Raw genomic sequence first — 14,906 nt, 5'->3', positions numbered from 1 at the left:
CAATCGGTGCCCGAGTCTCTCCGTCCTTGATCTGGATGGCGCGCTGGCCGACAATGTGTGCGGTTCAATGTGAAGCTCCTTGGGGGAATTCGTGAATAGACCTGCCCGGGTCGTTGCCCAATCGACGTCGTCCAATTCGCAGCAAGGCATGACGCTGCTGCGCGATCCCTTGCTCAACAAGGGCACTGCTTTCACTGAAGCGGAGCGCGAGGCACTGGGCCTGCGAGGTCTCTTGCCGCCATGCGTGCTGACGATGGAGACACAGGCGCAGCGCGTGCTCACCAATCTGCGCACGCTACCGACGGACCTCGAAAAATACGTCGCGCTGAACGCGCTGCATGACCGCAACGAGGCGCTGTTCTTCCGCGTCGTCGTCGACAATATCGACGAGATCCAGCCGATCATCTACACGCCGACCGTCGGGCTCGCCTGCCAGAAATACGGCCTGATCTTCCAGCGGCCGCGCGGCATGTTCATCTCCTCGCGCGATTGCGGCCAGATCGCGGAGATTCTGAAGAACTGGCCTTACCCTGCCAAGCTGATCGTCGTCACCGACGGCGAGCGCATTCTTGGTCTCGGCGATCTCGGCGCCAACGGCATGGGCATTCCGGTCGGAAAACTGTCGCTCTATTCGGCCTGCGCCGGCGTGCATCCGGAACTGTGCCTGCCGATCGTGCTCGATGTCGGCACCAACAACGAAGAGCTCTTGAACGATCCCTATTATATCGGCCTGCGCGAGCGGCGGCTGACGGGGGAGGCCTATGACAGCTTCGTCGACGAGTTCATGCAGGCCGCGCGAAAAACGTTCCCGGGCGTGCTGATCCAGTTCGAGGATTTCGCCAACCATTCGGCGTTCAAGCTGCTGCACAAGTACCGGGATGAAGCCTGCGTCTTCAACGACGACATCCAGGGCACGGCGGCCGTGGCGCTCGCCGGCCTGTTCTCGGCCCTGCGCGTCTCCGGCGGCAAGCTCAGGGATCAGCGCATCCTGTTCCTCGGCGCGGGCGAGGCGGCGACCGGCATCGCCGATCTCGTGGTCTCCGCCATGATGGCGGAGGGCGCTTCCGAGGCGGATGCGCTCCGGCGCAACTGGCTGGTGGATTCCCGCGGTCTCGTCGTCAGCGGTCGCGAAGGCCTCTCTGGCCACAAGCTCCGCTATGCCCACACCGGCCAGGCGCCGATCGCCGATTTCCTCACCGCGATCAAGACGCTGAAGCCCACGGCGATCATCGGCGTCGCCGCGGTCGGCGGCGCCTTCACGCCCGAAGTGCTCAAGACCATGGCCGAGCTCAACGAGAAGCCGATCGTATTCGCGCTCTCCAACCCGACCTCGAAGGCGGAATGCTCGGCGGAGGACGCCTATCGCTACACCGAGGGCCGCGCGCTGTTCGCCTGCGGCAGTCCGTATGATCCAGTGACGCTCAACGGCCGCAGCTTCGTGCCGCGCCAGGGCAACAACTCCTACATCTTCCCCGGCGTCGGGCTCGGCGTCATCGCCAGCGGATCGAAGCTGGTGACCGACGAGATGTTCATGGCGGCGGCCCACACGCTCGCCGACTGCGTCGGCAAGGAGGATCTCGCACAAGGCAGTCTCTATCCGGCACTGCCGCGCATCCGCGAGGTCTCGGTCCGCATCGCGGCGGCCGTTGCGGACGTTGCCTACCAACGTGGGCTCGCCGACGGACCTGCACCCAACGACGTGAAGGCCCTGGTCCAATCCCAGATGTACGAGCCGCATTACTGAGCCACCGAGCCGACGGTTGATCGACGCCAGAACCAAAATCCGGTCAGGCGCTGGCTCGTTCACCTCTCCCGCCTGGGAAGTGGGAGAGGGGCCGCACCTCCGTCGTTGCGCGATCGAGCCTCATTTCATTGCGCCTTAGGGGCCGTCTGTCCCGATTCAGAACAGGTCACTGTGGTGGAATCGTCACAGCTGGCGCGAAACGGACGCGGCCCCAGGGCCGCTTTTGTTCCGACAAGGTTCTGCCCTCATTGCCCACCGAAAATCCGGGCTGTTCGGAGGGGCGTACCATGTCTCGCATTGCACGTGCCGAAACTGCCCGGATTTCCCTCGCAACCCCATGCCGGCTGCTGCTTGCCGTCGCCGGCGCCGCCTCGCTCGCCGCTTGCGCGCAGTCGCCGGTCGGTCGCCAGAAGGCCGATCTGGCTGCTCCCGGCCGGCAGGCCGTGGTGGAGCGCCCGCATAGGCTGGCGGCGCTGCATCCGCGTCCGACCAGCCGGGCGCGCGCTGTCGGCGGCGACGCGAAGCAGACGGCTTCGCACGGCGTCGCCAGCTTCTATTCGGATACGGAGACCGCGAGCGGCGAGAAGTTCGACAAGAACGAGTTGACCGCGGCGCATCCCACGCTGCCGTTCGGCACCAAGCTGCGCGTCACCGATACCTCCTCCGGCCGCGTCGTAACCGTCAGGGTCAACGATCGTGGGCCCTTCGTTCGCGGGCGCGTGGTCGACATCTCGCCTTCCGCGGCGGAGGCGCTCGGCATGGTCGACAAGGGCATCACCAATGTCAGGCTCGAGGTCGTGCAATAAAGCGCGCCTCGTCGAGACCGATGGGGTGCGCTTAACCGGCTGTTAGCGGCTTTTCAAGCATCATGGCTGCCCACAATTCCGGGCTTTGGGGGGAGGCGGCGCTTGAACACGATCCAGTATCTCGAAGATCAGGCCGCGCGCGCCGAGCGGCTCGCCAAACGGATCACGGATACGCTGACGATCGAGAAGCTCCTGACCTTTGCCGGCGAACGCCGTCGCGAGATCGAGGTCATCGCCGGCAAGCATCGCCGCGCCTAAAGCGCGATGAGATTTGGATGAATCGTCATCGCGCTTTAGCTTGTTGTTTACGCATGATCTTTCCGGAAAACCGCTTCGCACTTTTCCGGATCATGCTTTAGCTCTGACGAACCATGCGGCAAGCCCATCCGGGTTTGCTTCCCTGTCTGCGCAATTGAGACAATGCCCGCTCAGCTGTGGCTCTCGACGAAGTCGCTGAGGTAATCGGGTAGCTCTATGCCGTACATGTCGCAGCGCGCCTTTATCTCGCCGACGACATCGGTCGAGATGTCCTTCATCCAATGCTCGAGCGTGTTGAACGAGATCACCTTGACGGGATCGTTGAAGCAGCCGGCAACGAGTTCACCGATGGTGGCTTCAAGATCGCTACGCTCGATAGGGATTTCGGTCGCCTCGTCGCGGCGGTCGATCACCACGAAGAGGGTCTGGTCTGCGCCGTAGGGCACGACGGAAGATACGCCAGCTTCAAGCATGTGAGGTGCTCACGTCTTTGCTTCCGATCTCTGACAACGGGAAAAACCGGAAGAAGGTTCCTGCTCGCGTGCTTGTGAAGGCCGTCAGAGAAATTCTCTCAAGCGCGACAGCTCGATCACGTGTTCGGGTGAGAGTATCTCGGTGACCAGCGGCGGCTGCGCCCCCGTGCGTATCTCGTAGAGATGCCTGGTCGTCACCGGTTTCTGCATGAACGCCGAAATGCAATCGTCGAGCGTGCCTTCGAGGACCTGGTAAGGCTCCCGGTCCGGCCTTCGCTGGTTTGCAAGCGATGGCCATTTATGCAGCACCGCGAGCGCGCCGAAATCGACCTTTGAATCCCGGACGTCCCCCATCGCCTGCCTCACGCAAAGGACGGCCCCAGCACACACATCCACGTGCTGGGGCCTACACACCTATCGCTGCATCTCAAAGCCACGACCACCCAACGCGACAGCCAGGAAAAGGTTCCCGGCCGCCCGGCGCTCCTCAGCTTGCGGCGGCCGCGATCCTGCGTCCCGGGCTGTCGTGCTCCTGGTTGCTCTCGCCGCGGCTGATCTCCGGCGGCAGCCCGGCGAAGCGGCGCAAGGCCCCGGCCATCTGCACCCGGCCCGACACGCCCGTGATCACCACGTCGACCATGGTGAAGGACGAGTGGAAATGGCCGCGCGCCCTCAGCTGCTCGACCGGGACGCCGGCTGCGGCCATCGCCTCGGCATAGGCGACGCCCTCGTCCCGCAACGGATCGAACTCGCAGGTGACGACGAAGGCCGGTGGCAAGTTTTCGACCTTGCCGCGTAATGGCGAGACCCGCGGGTCGGTGCGGTCCGCCGGCGAGCAGTAGAGGTCCCAGAACCAGTACATCAGCGAGCGCGTCAGGAAGTAGCCGGTCGCGTTGTCGTTGTACGACGGGCGATCGAAGCTGCAGTCGGTGACGGGGCAGACCAGAAGCTGGCCGGCGATGTCGGGGCCGCCGCGATCGCGCGCCAGCTGGCAGGTGACGGCAGCGATGTTGCCGCCGGCGCTCCAGCCTGCCACCAGCACCGGGCCCGGTCTGCCGCCGAGCTCGGCAGCGTGCTCGGCGATCCAGCGGGTTGCCGCATACCCGTCTTCGGCAGCCGTCGGGAAACGATGCTCCGGCGCGTGGCGATAGCCGACGCTGACGAACATCATGCCGGTCCTGCGTACCATGTCGCGGCAGAGCGGCTCGTCCGACTGCTCGTCGCCGAGCACCCAGCCGCCGCCGTGGAAATAGACCACGACCGGATGCGGTCCTGCCGTTGCGGGCTTGTAGACACGGTACGGCAGCGGACCGTCGGCACCGGGCAGGGTGCCGTCGACGATCTCGCCGATGGGTCGTCCGGCGGGACGGCCCTTGTTGAACTCGTTCACGAAGGCGCGCGCGCCTTCTGCGCCCATCGACTCGATCGGCGGCAGGTTGAGGGTTGCGAGCAGGTTCAGCACCAGCCGCACGTCGGGCTGCAGGCGCACCACCTCCCCATCGTTGCATTGCGCGGCGCCATCACGGCCGGTGAGCCTGAAGCCGAGCATGCCGCGACTGACGACCTCGTCGCAGATGCTGCGATAGGGGCCGACGCCGCCGGTATAGGGCATCAGCCCCTGCACCTTGCCGGGCACGTTGGCGCCCGTGTACCAGGTGTTGGCGAGCCGGTGCAGCGTCAGCATCGAGCAGTCGGCCATGTGCCGGCCCCAGCCGGCCTGCGCCGTCTCGGTCGGCTCGATCGTGGTGAAGCCGGCGTCGCGTAACGCGGCAAGCCGATCGACCACCCAGTCGACATGCTGCTCGATCGACACCGCCATGTTCGACAGCACCGACGGGCTGCCGGGGCCGGTGATCATGAAGAAGTTCGGGAAGCCGGCAACCGTGAGGCCGAGATAGGTCTGCGGCCCCTGCGCCCAGACGTCGGAGAGCGACTTGCCGCCGCGCCCGGTGATCGGATGCACGGCGCGGATCGCGCCGGTCATGGCATCGAAGCCGGTCGCGAACACGATGACGTCGAGGTCGAAGCTGCGGCCGTTGGTGGAGATGCCGCTCGCGGTGATCGCCTTGATCGGCTCCTGGCGCAGATTGACCAGCGTGACGTTCGGCCGGTTGTAGGTGGCGTAGTAATTGGTGTCGAGGCAGGGACGCTTGGCGCCGAAGGGATGATCATGCGGCGTGAGTGCCGCGGCGGTCTCGGGATCCTTGACGGCGGCGCGGATCTTCTCGCGGATCAGGTCCTGGACGATCTTGTTGCCGTCGACGTCCACGGCCTGGTCGGCCCAGAGCTGCGTCAGGATGTGGACGAGATCGCCGGCGGCCCAGGCGCGTTCGAACCGCTCGCGACGCTCGGCATCGCTCAATTGCCAGCTCACGACGGTCTGTTGCGGATAGGGCACCCCGGCCATCGACTGGCGCGCCTGTGCGCGATAGGTGGCGCGGTCGCTTTGCAGGAGGCTCATACGGTCCGACGGCGGCGGGCCGTTATGCGCGGGCAGCGCGAAATTCGGCGTGCGCTGGAACACGGTCAGATGTGCGGCCTGCTCGGCGATCAGCGGGATCGACTGGATCGCGGACGAGCCCGTCCCAATCACGGCGACGCGCTTTCCCGCGAGATTGACGCCGTCATGCGGCCAACGTCCGGTGAAATAGACCTCGCCCTTGAAGTCCTTGACGCCGTCGATCTCCGGCGGCTTGGGCGCGGAGAGGCAACCGGTGGCCATGATGTAGTGACGGCAGGAGACCGGTGCGCCACTATCGGTGGTGATGAGCCAGCGCTCGGACGCTTCGTCCCATCTGGCTTCGGTGACCCTGGTCTTGAAGCGAATGTCGCGCCTGAGGTCATAGCGGTCGGCGACGAAGCCGAGGTAGCGCAGGATCTCGGGTTGGGTCGCGTATTTCTCCGACCATGTCCACGCAGCCTCGAGCTCCGGATCGAAGGTGTAGCTGTAGTCGATCGTCTGGATATCGCAGCGCGCGCCCGGATAGCGGTTCCAGTACCAGGTGCCGCCGACATCACCGGCCTCTTCGAGGCCGACCGCCGAGAACCCTGCCTTGCGCAGGCGATGGAGAAGATAGAGGCCGGCAAATCCGGCGCCGACCACGGCGACATCGACCTGCTGAGCGGTTCCGCGCTCGTCGGAGGCACGTGTGGCAACCATCGCGTCAGACATGGCATTCCTCCCGTGTGTTTTGTTTGCCGGCAGGCTATCGCCGCAGGTTCAGCTTGTCATTACAGCAAGTGCAATCCTAGGGTGGTCGTTTGCGGCGGCATCGTGACGCGCGAATGTTGCGGCACCACACGCACCGCGATGCACGATGGCCGTGATAGCACGGGGTAATCAGACCGCATCCTTGCGTGTATGCTTGCGCTTACAAGCCACGCGTACCGGCTGGGCGTCATGATTGAGTTGAGTGAGCGCACGAAAGCGAACATGGACGTCGTCCTCGAGGAGACGTGCCGGCAGCTGCCGCATGGCGGCGATCACGACAGCCGCAGGTTCATCGCCGAGCGCCTGATCGAGGCGGCGCAGTCCGGCCATTCCACGCTCGGCGAGCTCGGCATCATCGCGCGCCGCGCGCTGGCGGAGCTAAAGGGCAAGGGCAGATAGGCGCGGGCGAGGCTTGCTTCGCTGACGGCTCTGGACATAACCTGCCGGGCCCCTCATCGAGATCTTGCGAAGATGCGGTCCTTGCTTGCACTTGTTGCGGCTTCCGCAGTCCTGTGTTGCGCACGGTCGGCCGCGGCTCAGCCGGTCGGACAATTTCCATTCGCGTTGACGCGTGAGGGGCAGATGCTCGGGGCCGTGGAAGGCGAGGTGGCGTCGTTCAAGGGACTGGCTTACGCGGCGCCGCCGGTCGGCGCGCTGCGCTGGCAAGCGCCGCAGCCGACGACCGAAAGTTCGGAGATGCGCACCGCCTACGGCTACGGCGCGCCGTGCCTACAACCGTCGCTGCCTGAGGCGAGCGAGGATTGCCTGACGCTGAACGTGTTCCGTCCCTTTGGGGTCGACGGCCCTTTGCCGGTGATGGTGTTCGTCCATGGCGGCGGCTTCGTCACGGGCACCGCGAAGGATCCGCTGTTCGACGGCGCCAAGCTGGCGCAGGCGGGCCTCATCGTGGTCACCGTGAATTATCGCCTCGGCGCACTCGGCTGGCTCAGGCACCCCGCGCTGTCGGATGACGGCTCCGGAAATTACGGTCTGATGGACCAGATCGCCGCGCTGCATTGGGTGCGCGACAATATCGCGGCCTTCGGCGGCGATCCTGATAACGTCACCTTGTTTGGCAGCGATGCAGGCGCGACGTCGATCGCGCTGCTGATGCTGTCTGCGCAAGCGCGCGATCTCTTCCAGAAGGCCATCCTGCAATCGCTGCCCGGCCGCGCGCGCCTGCGCTCGGTGCAAGAGGCGGAGGCCGTGGGCCGGCAGTTCGTGGCCGCGCTCGGGCCGAAGACAGATTTGCGCGCAACCGAGCCGCGGCACCTGCTTGCCGCCGAAAAGCATCTGCTGGGGAAAGCGCCGCGCAGCTTCGCGCCGATGATGGATGGACGTCTGGTGACCGAGGACCTTGCCACAGGCTTTGCGGCCGGACATCAAAGCCGCATTGCTCTGATCATCGGCTCGAATGAAGACGAGGCGGGTTTTGACAATGAGTCCGATATCAAGGAGGAGCTTGCATCGTCCGGCATTGCCAGTAGTGAACTGCGCCGGCTCTATCCCGATCTCGTCAGGCCCTCGGATCTCGCGGCGAGGTTCTACACCGACAAGGTCTTCTCGGAGCCGGTGCGACTGCTGGCCCGGCTGCACGCGGCAAGCGGCGCGCCGACCTTTCGCTACCGTTTCGCCTATGTGCCGGAGGCGCGGCGCGCGAATCCGGAAGTCGGCCACGGACGGGAGTTGCAGTTCATCTTCGGTGCGGAAGGCGTGCCCGGTGCAGGCATCTTGTCGCGACGCGATCGCGCGGTCGCAAGCCGCATCCGCGCCTACTGGATCAATTTCGCCAGGAGCGGCGATCCCAATGGTCCCGACCTGCCGCGCTGGGACGGCGCGAGCGGCGATCGCCTGCTGCTGATCACGAACGATGGCATCGCGAGCGGAGACGATCCGTTCGCGGAGCGTCTCGATCGGCTCGCAGGTGATGGCAGGAAATGAGCTGGATCTAAGCCGCCAGCTCGACGCGGGGCGCCGGGCTCAGCCGGTCTTCCTCCAGATAATCGATCGCACCGTCCTTCTCGACGGCATAGAACTGCTGGCCGTCCCTGGACTTGAAGGCGGCCCGCACGACACCGCGGCGGCCCTTGTCACTGTTGACGACGTCCCCCAGCGCAAACTTCCTCATCTCACGTCTCACTTGTCTTCAGGCCGACTGCTTCGGCCACGTCGGGATTCTGGGTGGCAAATCGTTAACGACTTGCTAACCATGCTGCTTTGCCTATGCTCACCGCAGATCGTGCGGACAGCTCGCACGCGCCTGTTGTCAACGAGACGAGCCCCATGACGCGATTTCCGACCCTCTTCCTGTCGCATGGCGGCGGCCCCTGGCCCTTCATGGAGGACCGACGGGTGCAATATGCCAGGACCGCCGAGGCGTTCGGCCGTCTGCCGCAGCTTCTCCCGGAGAAGCCGAAGGCCGTGCTCGTCATCACCGGACATTGGGAGGCCGATGCCTTCACCGTGTCCACATCGCCGCATCCGCCGATGGTCTACGACTATTACGGTTTCCCCGAGCATACCTACCACCTCAAATATCCTGCGCCGGGCAAGCCCGAGCTCGCCGCGCAAGTGAAGGCGCTGCTCAGGCACGCGGGCTTCGACTGCCGCGAAGATCCCAATCAGGGGTTCGATCACGGCACGTTCGTGCCGCTCGGCCTGATGTATCCGAACGCCGACATGCCGATCGTGCTGCTGTCGCTGAAGTCGAGCTATGACGCGGCCGAGCACGTCGAGGTGGGGAAGGCGATCGCGCCCTTGCGCGACCAAGGCATTCTGATCATCGGCAGCGGGCTGACCTATCACAACATGCGCGGCTTCAACCGGCCGGAGTCCAGGCCGGTCTCGTATGATTTCGAGGCCTATCTGAACGAGGCGATCAGCAACCCGGACGCCGCGCGCCGCAACGCGATGCTGGTCGACTGGGAGAACGCTCCCAGCGCACGTCTGGCGCATCCGCGGGAGGACCATCTGCTGCCGCTGATGGTGGCGGCAGGTGCCGCGGGCAGCGACGTCGGACGCCGCGTCTTCGTCGACGAGGTCGCCAATGTGGCGATGGCATCGTATGTGTTTGGCGGGTGACTCTTCCTTCTCCCACAAGGGACGAGGGTATCAGTCCTCATCCATATCTTAGCTTCATCACCAGGATGCCGCCGGCGAGCAGCATGGTGATGGCGTTGGCGGCGACCAGCGGCGCATCGCCGGAGAGCAGGCCGTAGAGCAGCCAGAGCGCCAGGCCCAGCACCATGACCAGGAACATGCCGAGCGAGATGTCGCCGGTCGAGCGGGTCTTCCACACCTTGATGGCCTGCGGCGCGTAGGCCGCGGTGGTGCAGGTGGCGGCGGCAAAGCCGATGAGCTTGATCACGAGGGGTTCCATGCCGGTTCTATAGCATGGATTCGATGATGGTCATGCCTTCAGGCGCGCTTCCATCAGCCCGCGATAGAGCGCGGCATAATCGCCGGCGCGGTTGCGCCAGGAGACGTCGGTCGCAAGGCCGCTGCGTTGCAGCCGGCGCCAGGTCAGCTTGTCATGGAAGACGGTGTTGGCCTTGCGCAGCGTGCCGGCGAGGGCATCCGCCGTCACGGGGCCGAACTTGAATCCCGTGGCATCGCGGCCGGATGTGTCGGCCTCGCCGATGTCGACGATGGTGTCTTCGAGGCCGCCGACGCGCGAGACGATCGGCACGGCGCCATAGCGCAGTGCGCAGAGCTGGGTCAGACCGCACGGCTCGAAGCGCGAAGGCACGATCAGCGCGTCCGAGCCCGCCTGAATCAGATGCGCCAGAATCTCGTCATAGCCGATCACGACGCCGACCCGGCCGGGATTGGCGCGGGCCACAGCCTGGTAGCCGTCCTGCAGATCGCGATCGCCGCTGCCGAGCAGTGCGAGCTGCATGCCTTCGCGCAGGATGGTCGGAATGGCCTCGAGCAGGAGATCGAGCCCCTTCTGCCACGACAGCCGGCTGATGACGCCCAGCAATGGCGCCTCGTCCGAGGAATCGAGGTTGAACTGCTGCTGCAGCACCGCCTTGTTCGCCGCCCGGAACGTCAGGTCCTCGGCGCCGAAGCGGTAGGCGATGTGCGGATCCTCCTGCGGATTCCATACCGATATGTCGATGCCATTGAGAATGCCGCTCAGCACGCCCGAACGTTCTCGAAGCAGACCGCCGAGCCCCATGCCGCCCTCGTCGCTCTGGATCTCGTTCGCGTAGGTCGGCGACACCGTGGTGATACGATCGGCGAATCGCAGGCCGGCCTTCAAAAAGCTGATGCCGCCGAAATATTCCAGCGCCTGAACGTTGAACGAGTCCCAAGGCAGGCCGATTGATCCGATCAACTCGGGAGCGAACTTGCCCTGATAGGCCATGTTGTGAATGGTCATCACAGTGCCGGGCCGCGGACGATTGTCGTAGTGAAGATAGGCCGGCGCGAGCCCCGCCTGCCAGTCGTGGGCGTGCACGATGTCGGGCACGAAGGCCGGCACGAGGCCGTGGCCGATATCCGCGGCCACGCGCGACAGCGCGGCAAAGCGCACGCCGTTGTCCGGCCAGTCGATGCCCTCGGCAGTGACATAGGGGTTGCCCGGCCGCGCGTAGAGATGCGGCACGTCGAGCACGAACAGATCGAGCCCGTCATGGGAGCCCGCCAGCAGCCGCCCGGGGCCGCCGAAATAATCCGGCCAGCGCCGGAGTTCATCTGCGCCTGACACAAGGCGCATCACGTCGGGATAGCCGGGCATCAAGGTGCGCATCTCGACGCCATGCGTCTTCAGCGCAGCCGGCAGCGCACCGGCGACATCCGCAAGGCCACCGGTCTTGACGAGGGGATAGACTTCAGAGGCGACCGCGAGGACGCGAACAGGCATCATGTATTGAGCCTGTCGATCATCGGCTGGGTGATCAGCGAGATGCCCTGCTCGGTGGTGCGGAAGCGCTTTCCGTCGAACTCGGGATCCTCGCCGACGACGAGTCCCTCCGGGATCTCGACGCCGCGGTCGATCACGACGTTCCTCAAGCGAGCACCGCGACCGACATTCACGTAAGGCATGATCACGGCATTCTCGACATTGGCATAGGAGTTGACGCGCACGCCGGTGAACAGCAACGAGCGTCGTAGCGAGGCGCCGGAGATGATGCAGCCGCCGGAGACCAGCGAGCTCACCGCCTGACCGCGCCGGCTCTCCTCGTCATGAACGAATTTCGCCGGCGGCGTGATTTCGGCATAGGACCAGATCGGCCAGGCGCGGTCGAACAGGTCGAGCTCCGGCACGACGTCGGTGAGGTCGACATTGGCGGCCCAGTAGGCGTCGACGGTGCCGACGTCGCGCCAATAGGCGCGGAGATCGCTCCCCGAGCGGACGCAGGAGGTCGAGTACTGGTGCGCCATCGCGCGGCCGTTCTTGACGATGTAGGGGATGATGTCCTTGCCGAAATCGTGATTGGAGTTCGGGTCCTCGGCGTCGCGCTTGAGCTGGTCGAACAGGAATTTCGCGTCGAAGACGTAGATGCCCATGCTGGCGAGCGAGACGTCCGGCTTGCCGGGCATCGGCGGCGGATCTTTCGGCTTCTCCAGGAACGACTGGATCCAGCCGTTCTCGTCGATGTGCATGATGCCGAAGCCTGAGGATTCCGTCCGCGGCATCTCGAGGCAGCCGACGGTGACGTCGGCGCCGCTCTCGACGTGCTGGCGCAGCATCACCTCGTAGTCCATTTTATAGATGTGGTCGCCGGCCAGCACCACGATGAAGCGGCAGGCGTGGGATTCGATGATGTCGATGTTCTGGTACACCGCGTCCGCCGTGCCGACATACCACATGGTCTCGGAGACGCGCTGGCTGGCGGGCAGGATGTCAAAACTCTCATTGCGTTCGGGGCGGAAGAAGTTCCAGCCCATCTGCAGGTGCCGGATCAGGCTGTGCGCCTTGTATTGGGTTGCGACCGCGATACGGCGGATGCCCGAGTTCACCGCATTCGACAGCGCGAAATCGATGATGCGGGATTTGCCGCCGAAATAGACCGCCGGCTTGGCACGCCGGTCGGTCAGCTCCAGCAGCCGGCTGCCGCGTCCTCCGGCCAGGACGAACGCCAGAGCTTGGCGGGCAAGCGGCTCGGGTCTCGCGGCACTCATGTCATCCTCCCCACAGCTCTGGCGCTCGCTAAAAAGCCTCCCGGCCGCGCACATGGAACCGATAGTAACGGCACGAATAGTAAATCGTGAAGGTGGTTGTTGGTTGCGAATGCACGGGAAGCTTAATGCTTTACCGGGTGATCGGGCCTCAGGCGCCTTCATACGGGTGTCACAGGCGGCGAAGTCGTCGATCCTCGCCGGGCACGGGTAAATCGAACGGAAGTGTGCGTCTTGTGCGGTGCACGCAAATTCCACGCTTTGACTTGGCGCAAGGATGACCGATCATGGCGCTGCGATCCTTTTCCAAGCGAAAGGTCAGACAGGGAGCAAGACGATGAGGATCTGGAAGACGGCAATTGCCTGTTCGCTGGCCGGCGTAGTCGTGCTGGGCCAAACCGCCCAGGCCACGGCGGCCCCGATGCCGACCAACGTCGCGACGATGAAGGCTGCAGCCGGCGACGACGTCGCGCAGGTGCATTGGCGTGGCGGCGGATGGGGCTGGGGTCTTGGTGGTCTCGCGGCCGGCGCGATCATTGGCAGCGCCATCGCGGCCGGCGGCCCTTACGGCTACTATGGCGGTCCATATTACGGCTATGGATATCCGGGCTACGGTTACGGCTATGCCCCGGCCTACTACGGTTATGGCTACGGGCCGACCTATTATCCGCGATATTATCGACCCTATCGTCCGTATTACAGCTATGGCTATTACCGGCCGTACCGCGTCTATCACCGTCGCTACTACAGATATTGGTGAGCACTGCGCGGCTAAAGCGGAATGGATGGCCGCGGATCCTTCACCTCTCCCGCAAGCGGGAGAGGGAGCCCGGCTTCGTTGGTGTCGCGATCAGGCCTCATTTCATCGCGCTTTAGAACGAAAGCCATACGATCAGGCTCATGCATGCAAAATGCATGAGCACGATCGCGGCGAGATGCAGTCGGCCGGGCTTGAGGCGAAGCGCGCGCATCCCGCCGCCTCCGCCTAGTTCGATCCCGCGGCTGCAGCCGTGAAGCTGCGGTCGACGGCTTGGCTCACGTCGAGCTTCTTCGGCAGGATGCCGTAGCGTGTCGAGCGATCCGAGGCGGCCTGGATTTCCTTCACCACGTTCTCGTCGATCACGATCGGGCTGGTGCGCTGTGCCGTGTAGGCCGACAGCAACACGTCTTCCGGCAGCTTGGTCAGCTCGGCCGTGTTCTTCGCGTATTCACCGAGGTGATCCAGCGACCACAGTCGCGCCTTGTTCAGCCGGTGCACCAGGTCCTGCACCGCCGCGCGCTTGGTGGCGATGGCACTGTCGGAGGCGACGATGAAGGTGATGGTCGGTGTCAGGCCTTCGCCGTGGGCGATCACGCGGGCCTTGTCCTTCAGCGTCGCGAACGAGACGTAGGGCTCCCACACAGCCCAAGCGTCGACCGAGCCCGCTAGCAGGGCGATCTTGGCATCGACCGGGCCGAGCGGCGCGAAGGTCGCGTCCTCCAGCTTGATCCCTGTCTTCTCCAGCGTGGCGTCGATCAGGAACTGGCCCCAGCCGCCGCGCGTGCCGGCGAGCCGTTTGCCCTTGAGGTCTGCAGCCGATTTGATCTGTGAATCCTGACGCACCAGGATGGCCTGCGTCCTCGCGTCCGATCGCGTGCCGCCGATCGCCTTGATCGGCGCGCCCGTCGCATAGACCGAGAGGAAGGATAGGTCGCCGGTGTAGCCGACGTCGAGCGCGCCGGCATTGAGCGCTTCGAGGATCGGCGCCGCCGCGGGAAATTCCGACCACTCGATCCTGTAGGGCAGGTCCTTCGCATAGCCGGAGATCTCCAGCAGTGAGCGGTTGCCGCCTTTCTGGTCGCCGACGCGCAGGACGACGGTGTCGGCCGCGAGCGATGCGGCAGCGGTCGACAATGTGATGGCGGCGGCCAGCAGCGAGGCCGCGAGCCGGCGGGTGATGGAATGGTCGTGGGCGTTGATGCTCATTGGATCCGTCTTGTTGCGTCGCTCACGAGGCGTGAGCGGACGATGCAGCGAGACGATCAAGTCTATGAGCGCGCGATACGCAGTCAATGAAATGGCCAACCGTATTGCATGCGCGATCGGCAAGGACGTTTCAACGAAGCGAGGCTTTCGAGAACGCGCGACTTGCGCAGCGGAAAGATGCGTACGGATGAAGCAAAGCGAGGGAATCGCGGTGCGCTTTGCATGACGATGCGGCAGCGAAAATCCTTTCATCGTTCCCGCACGCGCCGATGGAGAGAATGACTTCGCTTCGCGTCACATTCGAAATTCCATTTCATTGACG

15 protein-coding genes are annotated in these 14,906 nt (G+C 64.7%); 7 read left to right on the top strand and 8 right to left on the bottom strand.

Features of this window, described 5'->3' with window-relative positions; all coding sequences use genetic code 11:
• Positions 1-91 precede the first annotated feature (91 nt).
• The 3 genes from EAV90_RS16180 to EAV90_RS39535 all read left to right on the top strand — a co-directional run bounded on the left by EAV90_RS16180 (position 92) and on the right by EAV90_RS39535 (position 2,808).
• On the top strand, positions 92-1,744 hold the full coding sequence (locus EAV90_RS16180; RefSeq protein WP_129143979.1) for an NAD-dependent malic enzyme: 1,653 nt from the start codon (positions 92-94) through the stop codon (positions 1,742-1,744).
• A gap of 287 nt (positions 1,745-2,031) precedes the next feature.
• Positions 2,032-2,550 carry a septal ring lytic transglycosylase RlpA family protein gene (locus EAV90_RS16175; protein WP_129143978.1) on the top strand — a complete coding sequence of 173 codons (519 nt, stop codon included), beginning with the start codon at positions 2,032-2,034 and terminating at the stop codon, positions 2,548-2,550.
• A 102-nt stretch (positions 2,551-2,652) separates the two neighbouring features.
• Positions 2,653-2,808, top strand: a complete 156-nt coding sequence (locus EAV90_RS39535) for a hypothetical protein (protein ID WP_164934324.1) — start codon at positions 2,653-2,655, stop codon at positions 2,806-2,808.
• A 170-nt stretch (positions 2,809-2,978) separates the two neighbouring features.
• On the opposite strand, the gene EAV90_RS16170 is transcribed toward EAV90_RS39535, so the two are convergent.
• From EAV90_RS16170 to EAV90_RS16160, 3 genes are all read right to left on the bottom strand, one after another.
• Positions 2,979-3,281, bottom strand: a complete 303-nt coding sequence (locus EAV90_RS16170; protein WP_122402059.1) for a hypothetical protein — start codon at positions 3,279-3,281, stop codon at positions 2,979-2,981.
• Between the two features lie 84 nt (positions 3,282-3,365).
• A complete protein-coding gene (locus tag EAV90_RS16165) occupies positions 3,366-3,635 on the bottom strand; it encodes a hypothetical protein (protein WP_122406515.1) in 270 nt (89 codons plus the stop codon).
• 133 nt (positions 3,636-3,768) lie between these two features.
• Positions 3,769-6,453: a flavin-containing monooxygenase gene (locus tag EAV90_RS16160; RefSeq protein ID WP_129143977.1), complete on the bottom strand. Its 2,685-nt coding sequence runs from the start codon at positions 6,451-6,453 to the stop codon at positions 3,769-3,771.
• A gap of 189 nt (positions 6,454-6,642) precedes the next feature.
• Here EAV90_RS16160 and EAV90_RS16155 point away from each other — a divergent pair, with 189 nt between their 5' ends.
• Both EAV90_RS16155 and EAV90_RS16150 read left to right on the top strand, forming a co-directional pair.
• Complete coding sequence (locus EAV90_RS16155; RefSeq protein ID WP_122402061.1) at positions 6,643-6,891, top strand: hypothetical protein; 249 nt, start codon at positions 6,643-6,645, stop codon at positions 6,889-6,891.
• A gap of 72 nt (positions 6,892-6,963) precedes the next feature.
• Positions 6,964-8,433: a carboxylesterase/lipase family protein gene (locus tag EAV90_RS16150; RefSeq protein WP_129143976.1), complete on the top strand. Its 1,470-nt coding sequence runs from the start codon at positions 6,964-6,966 to the stop codon at positions 8,431-8,433.
• A gap of 7 nt (positions 8,434-8,440) precedes the next feature.
• On the opposite strand, the gene EAV90_RS16145 is transcribed toward EAV90_RS16150, so the two are convergent.
• Positions 8,441-8,620, bottom strand: coding sequence for a hypothetical protein (locus tag EAV90_RS16145; RefSeq protein WP_024339659.1), 180 nt, complete (start codon positions 8,618-8,620; stop codon positions 8,441-8,443).
• A 155-nt stretch (positions 8,621-8,775) separates the two neighbouring features.
• On the opposite strand from EAV90_RS16145, the gene EAV90_RS16140 reads away from it, so the two are divergent.
• Entirely contained in the window at positions 8,776-9,573 is a 798-nt protein-coding gene (locus tag EAV90_RS16140; protein WP_129143975.1) for a DODA-type extradiol aromatic ring-opening family dioxygenase, read from the top strand.
• Positions 9,574-9,610: 37 nt separating this feature from the next.
• Here EAV90_RS16140 and EAV90_RS16135 read toward each other — a convergent pair whose 3' ends face one another.
• Genes EAV90_RS16135 through glgC form a run of 3 tightly spaced genes read right to left on the bottom strand, consistent with a single transcriptional unit; the run spans position 9,611 to position 12,621 of the window.
• Positions 9,611-9,871: a SemiSWEET transporter gene (locus tag EAV90_RS16135; RefSeq protein ID WP_129143974.1), complete on the bottom strand. Its 261-nt coding sequence runs from the start codon at positions 9,869-9,871 to the stop codon at positions 9,611-9,613.
• Positions 9,872-9,901: 30 nt separating this feature from the next.
• Positions 9,902-11,362: a glycogen synthase GlgA gene (gene glgA / locus EAV90_RS16130; protein WP_129143973.1), complete on the bottom strand. Its 1,461-nt coding sequence runs from the start codon at positions 11,360-11,362 to the stop codon at positions 9,902-9,904.
• A complete protein-coding gene (gene glgC / locus EAV90_RS16125) occupies positions 11,359-12,621 on the bottom strand; it encodes a glucose-1-phosphate adenylyltransferase (RefSeq protein ID WP_122402065.1) in 1,263 nt (420 codons plus the stop codon). The genes glgA and glgC overlap by 4 nt, the downstream gene beginning before the upstream one ends.
• 334 nt (positions 12,622-12,955) lie before the next feature.
• Here glgC and EAV90_RS16120 point away from each other — a divergent pair, with 334 nt between their 5' ends.
• Complete coding sequence (locus tag EAV90_RS16120; protein ID WP_129143972.1) at positions 12,956-13,378, top strand: hypothetical protein; 423 nt, start codon at positions 12,956-12,958, stop codon at positions 13,376-13,378.
• Positions 13,379-13,603: 225 nt separating this feature from the next.
• Here EAV90_RS16120 and EAV90_RS16115 read toward each other — a convergent pair whose 3' ends face one another.
• A complete protein-coding gene (locus EAV90_RS16115; RefSeq protein WP_129143971.1) occupies positions 13,604-14,584 on the bottom strand; it encodes an ABC transporter substrate-binding protein in 981 nt (326 codons plus the stop codon).
• Positions 14,585-14,906 lie beyond the last annotated feature (322 nt).

Source organism: Bradyrhizobium vignae, assembly GCF_004114425.1.
GTDB lineage: Bacteria > Pseudomonadota > Alphaproteobacteria > Rhizobiales > Xanthobacteraceae > Bradyrhizobium > Bradyrhizobium vignae.
Note: the sequence above shows the minus strand (reverse complement) of the source record. Positions and strands in the feature narration are given on the sequence as shown.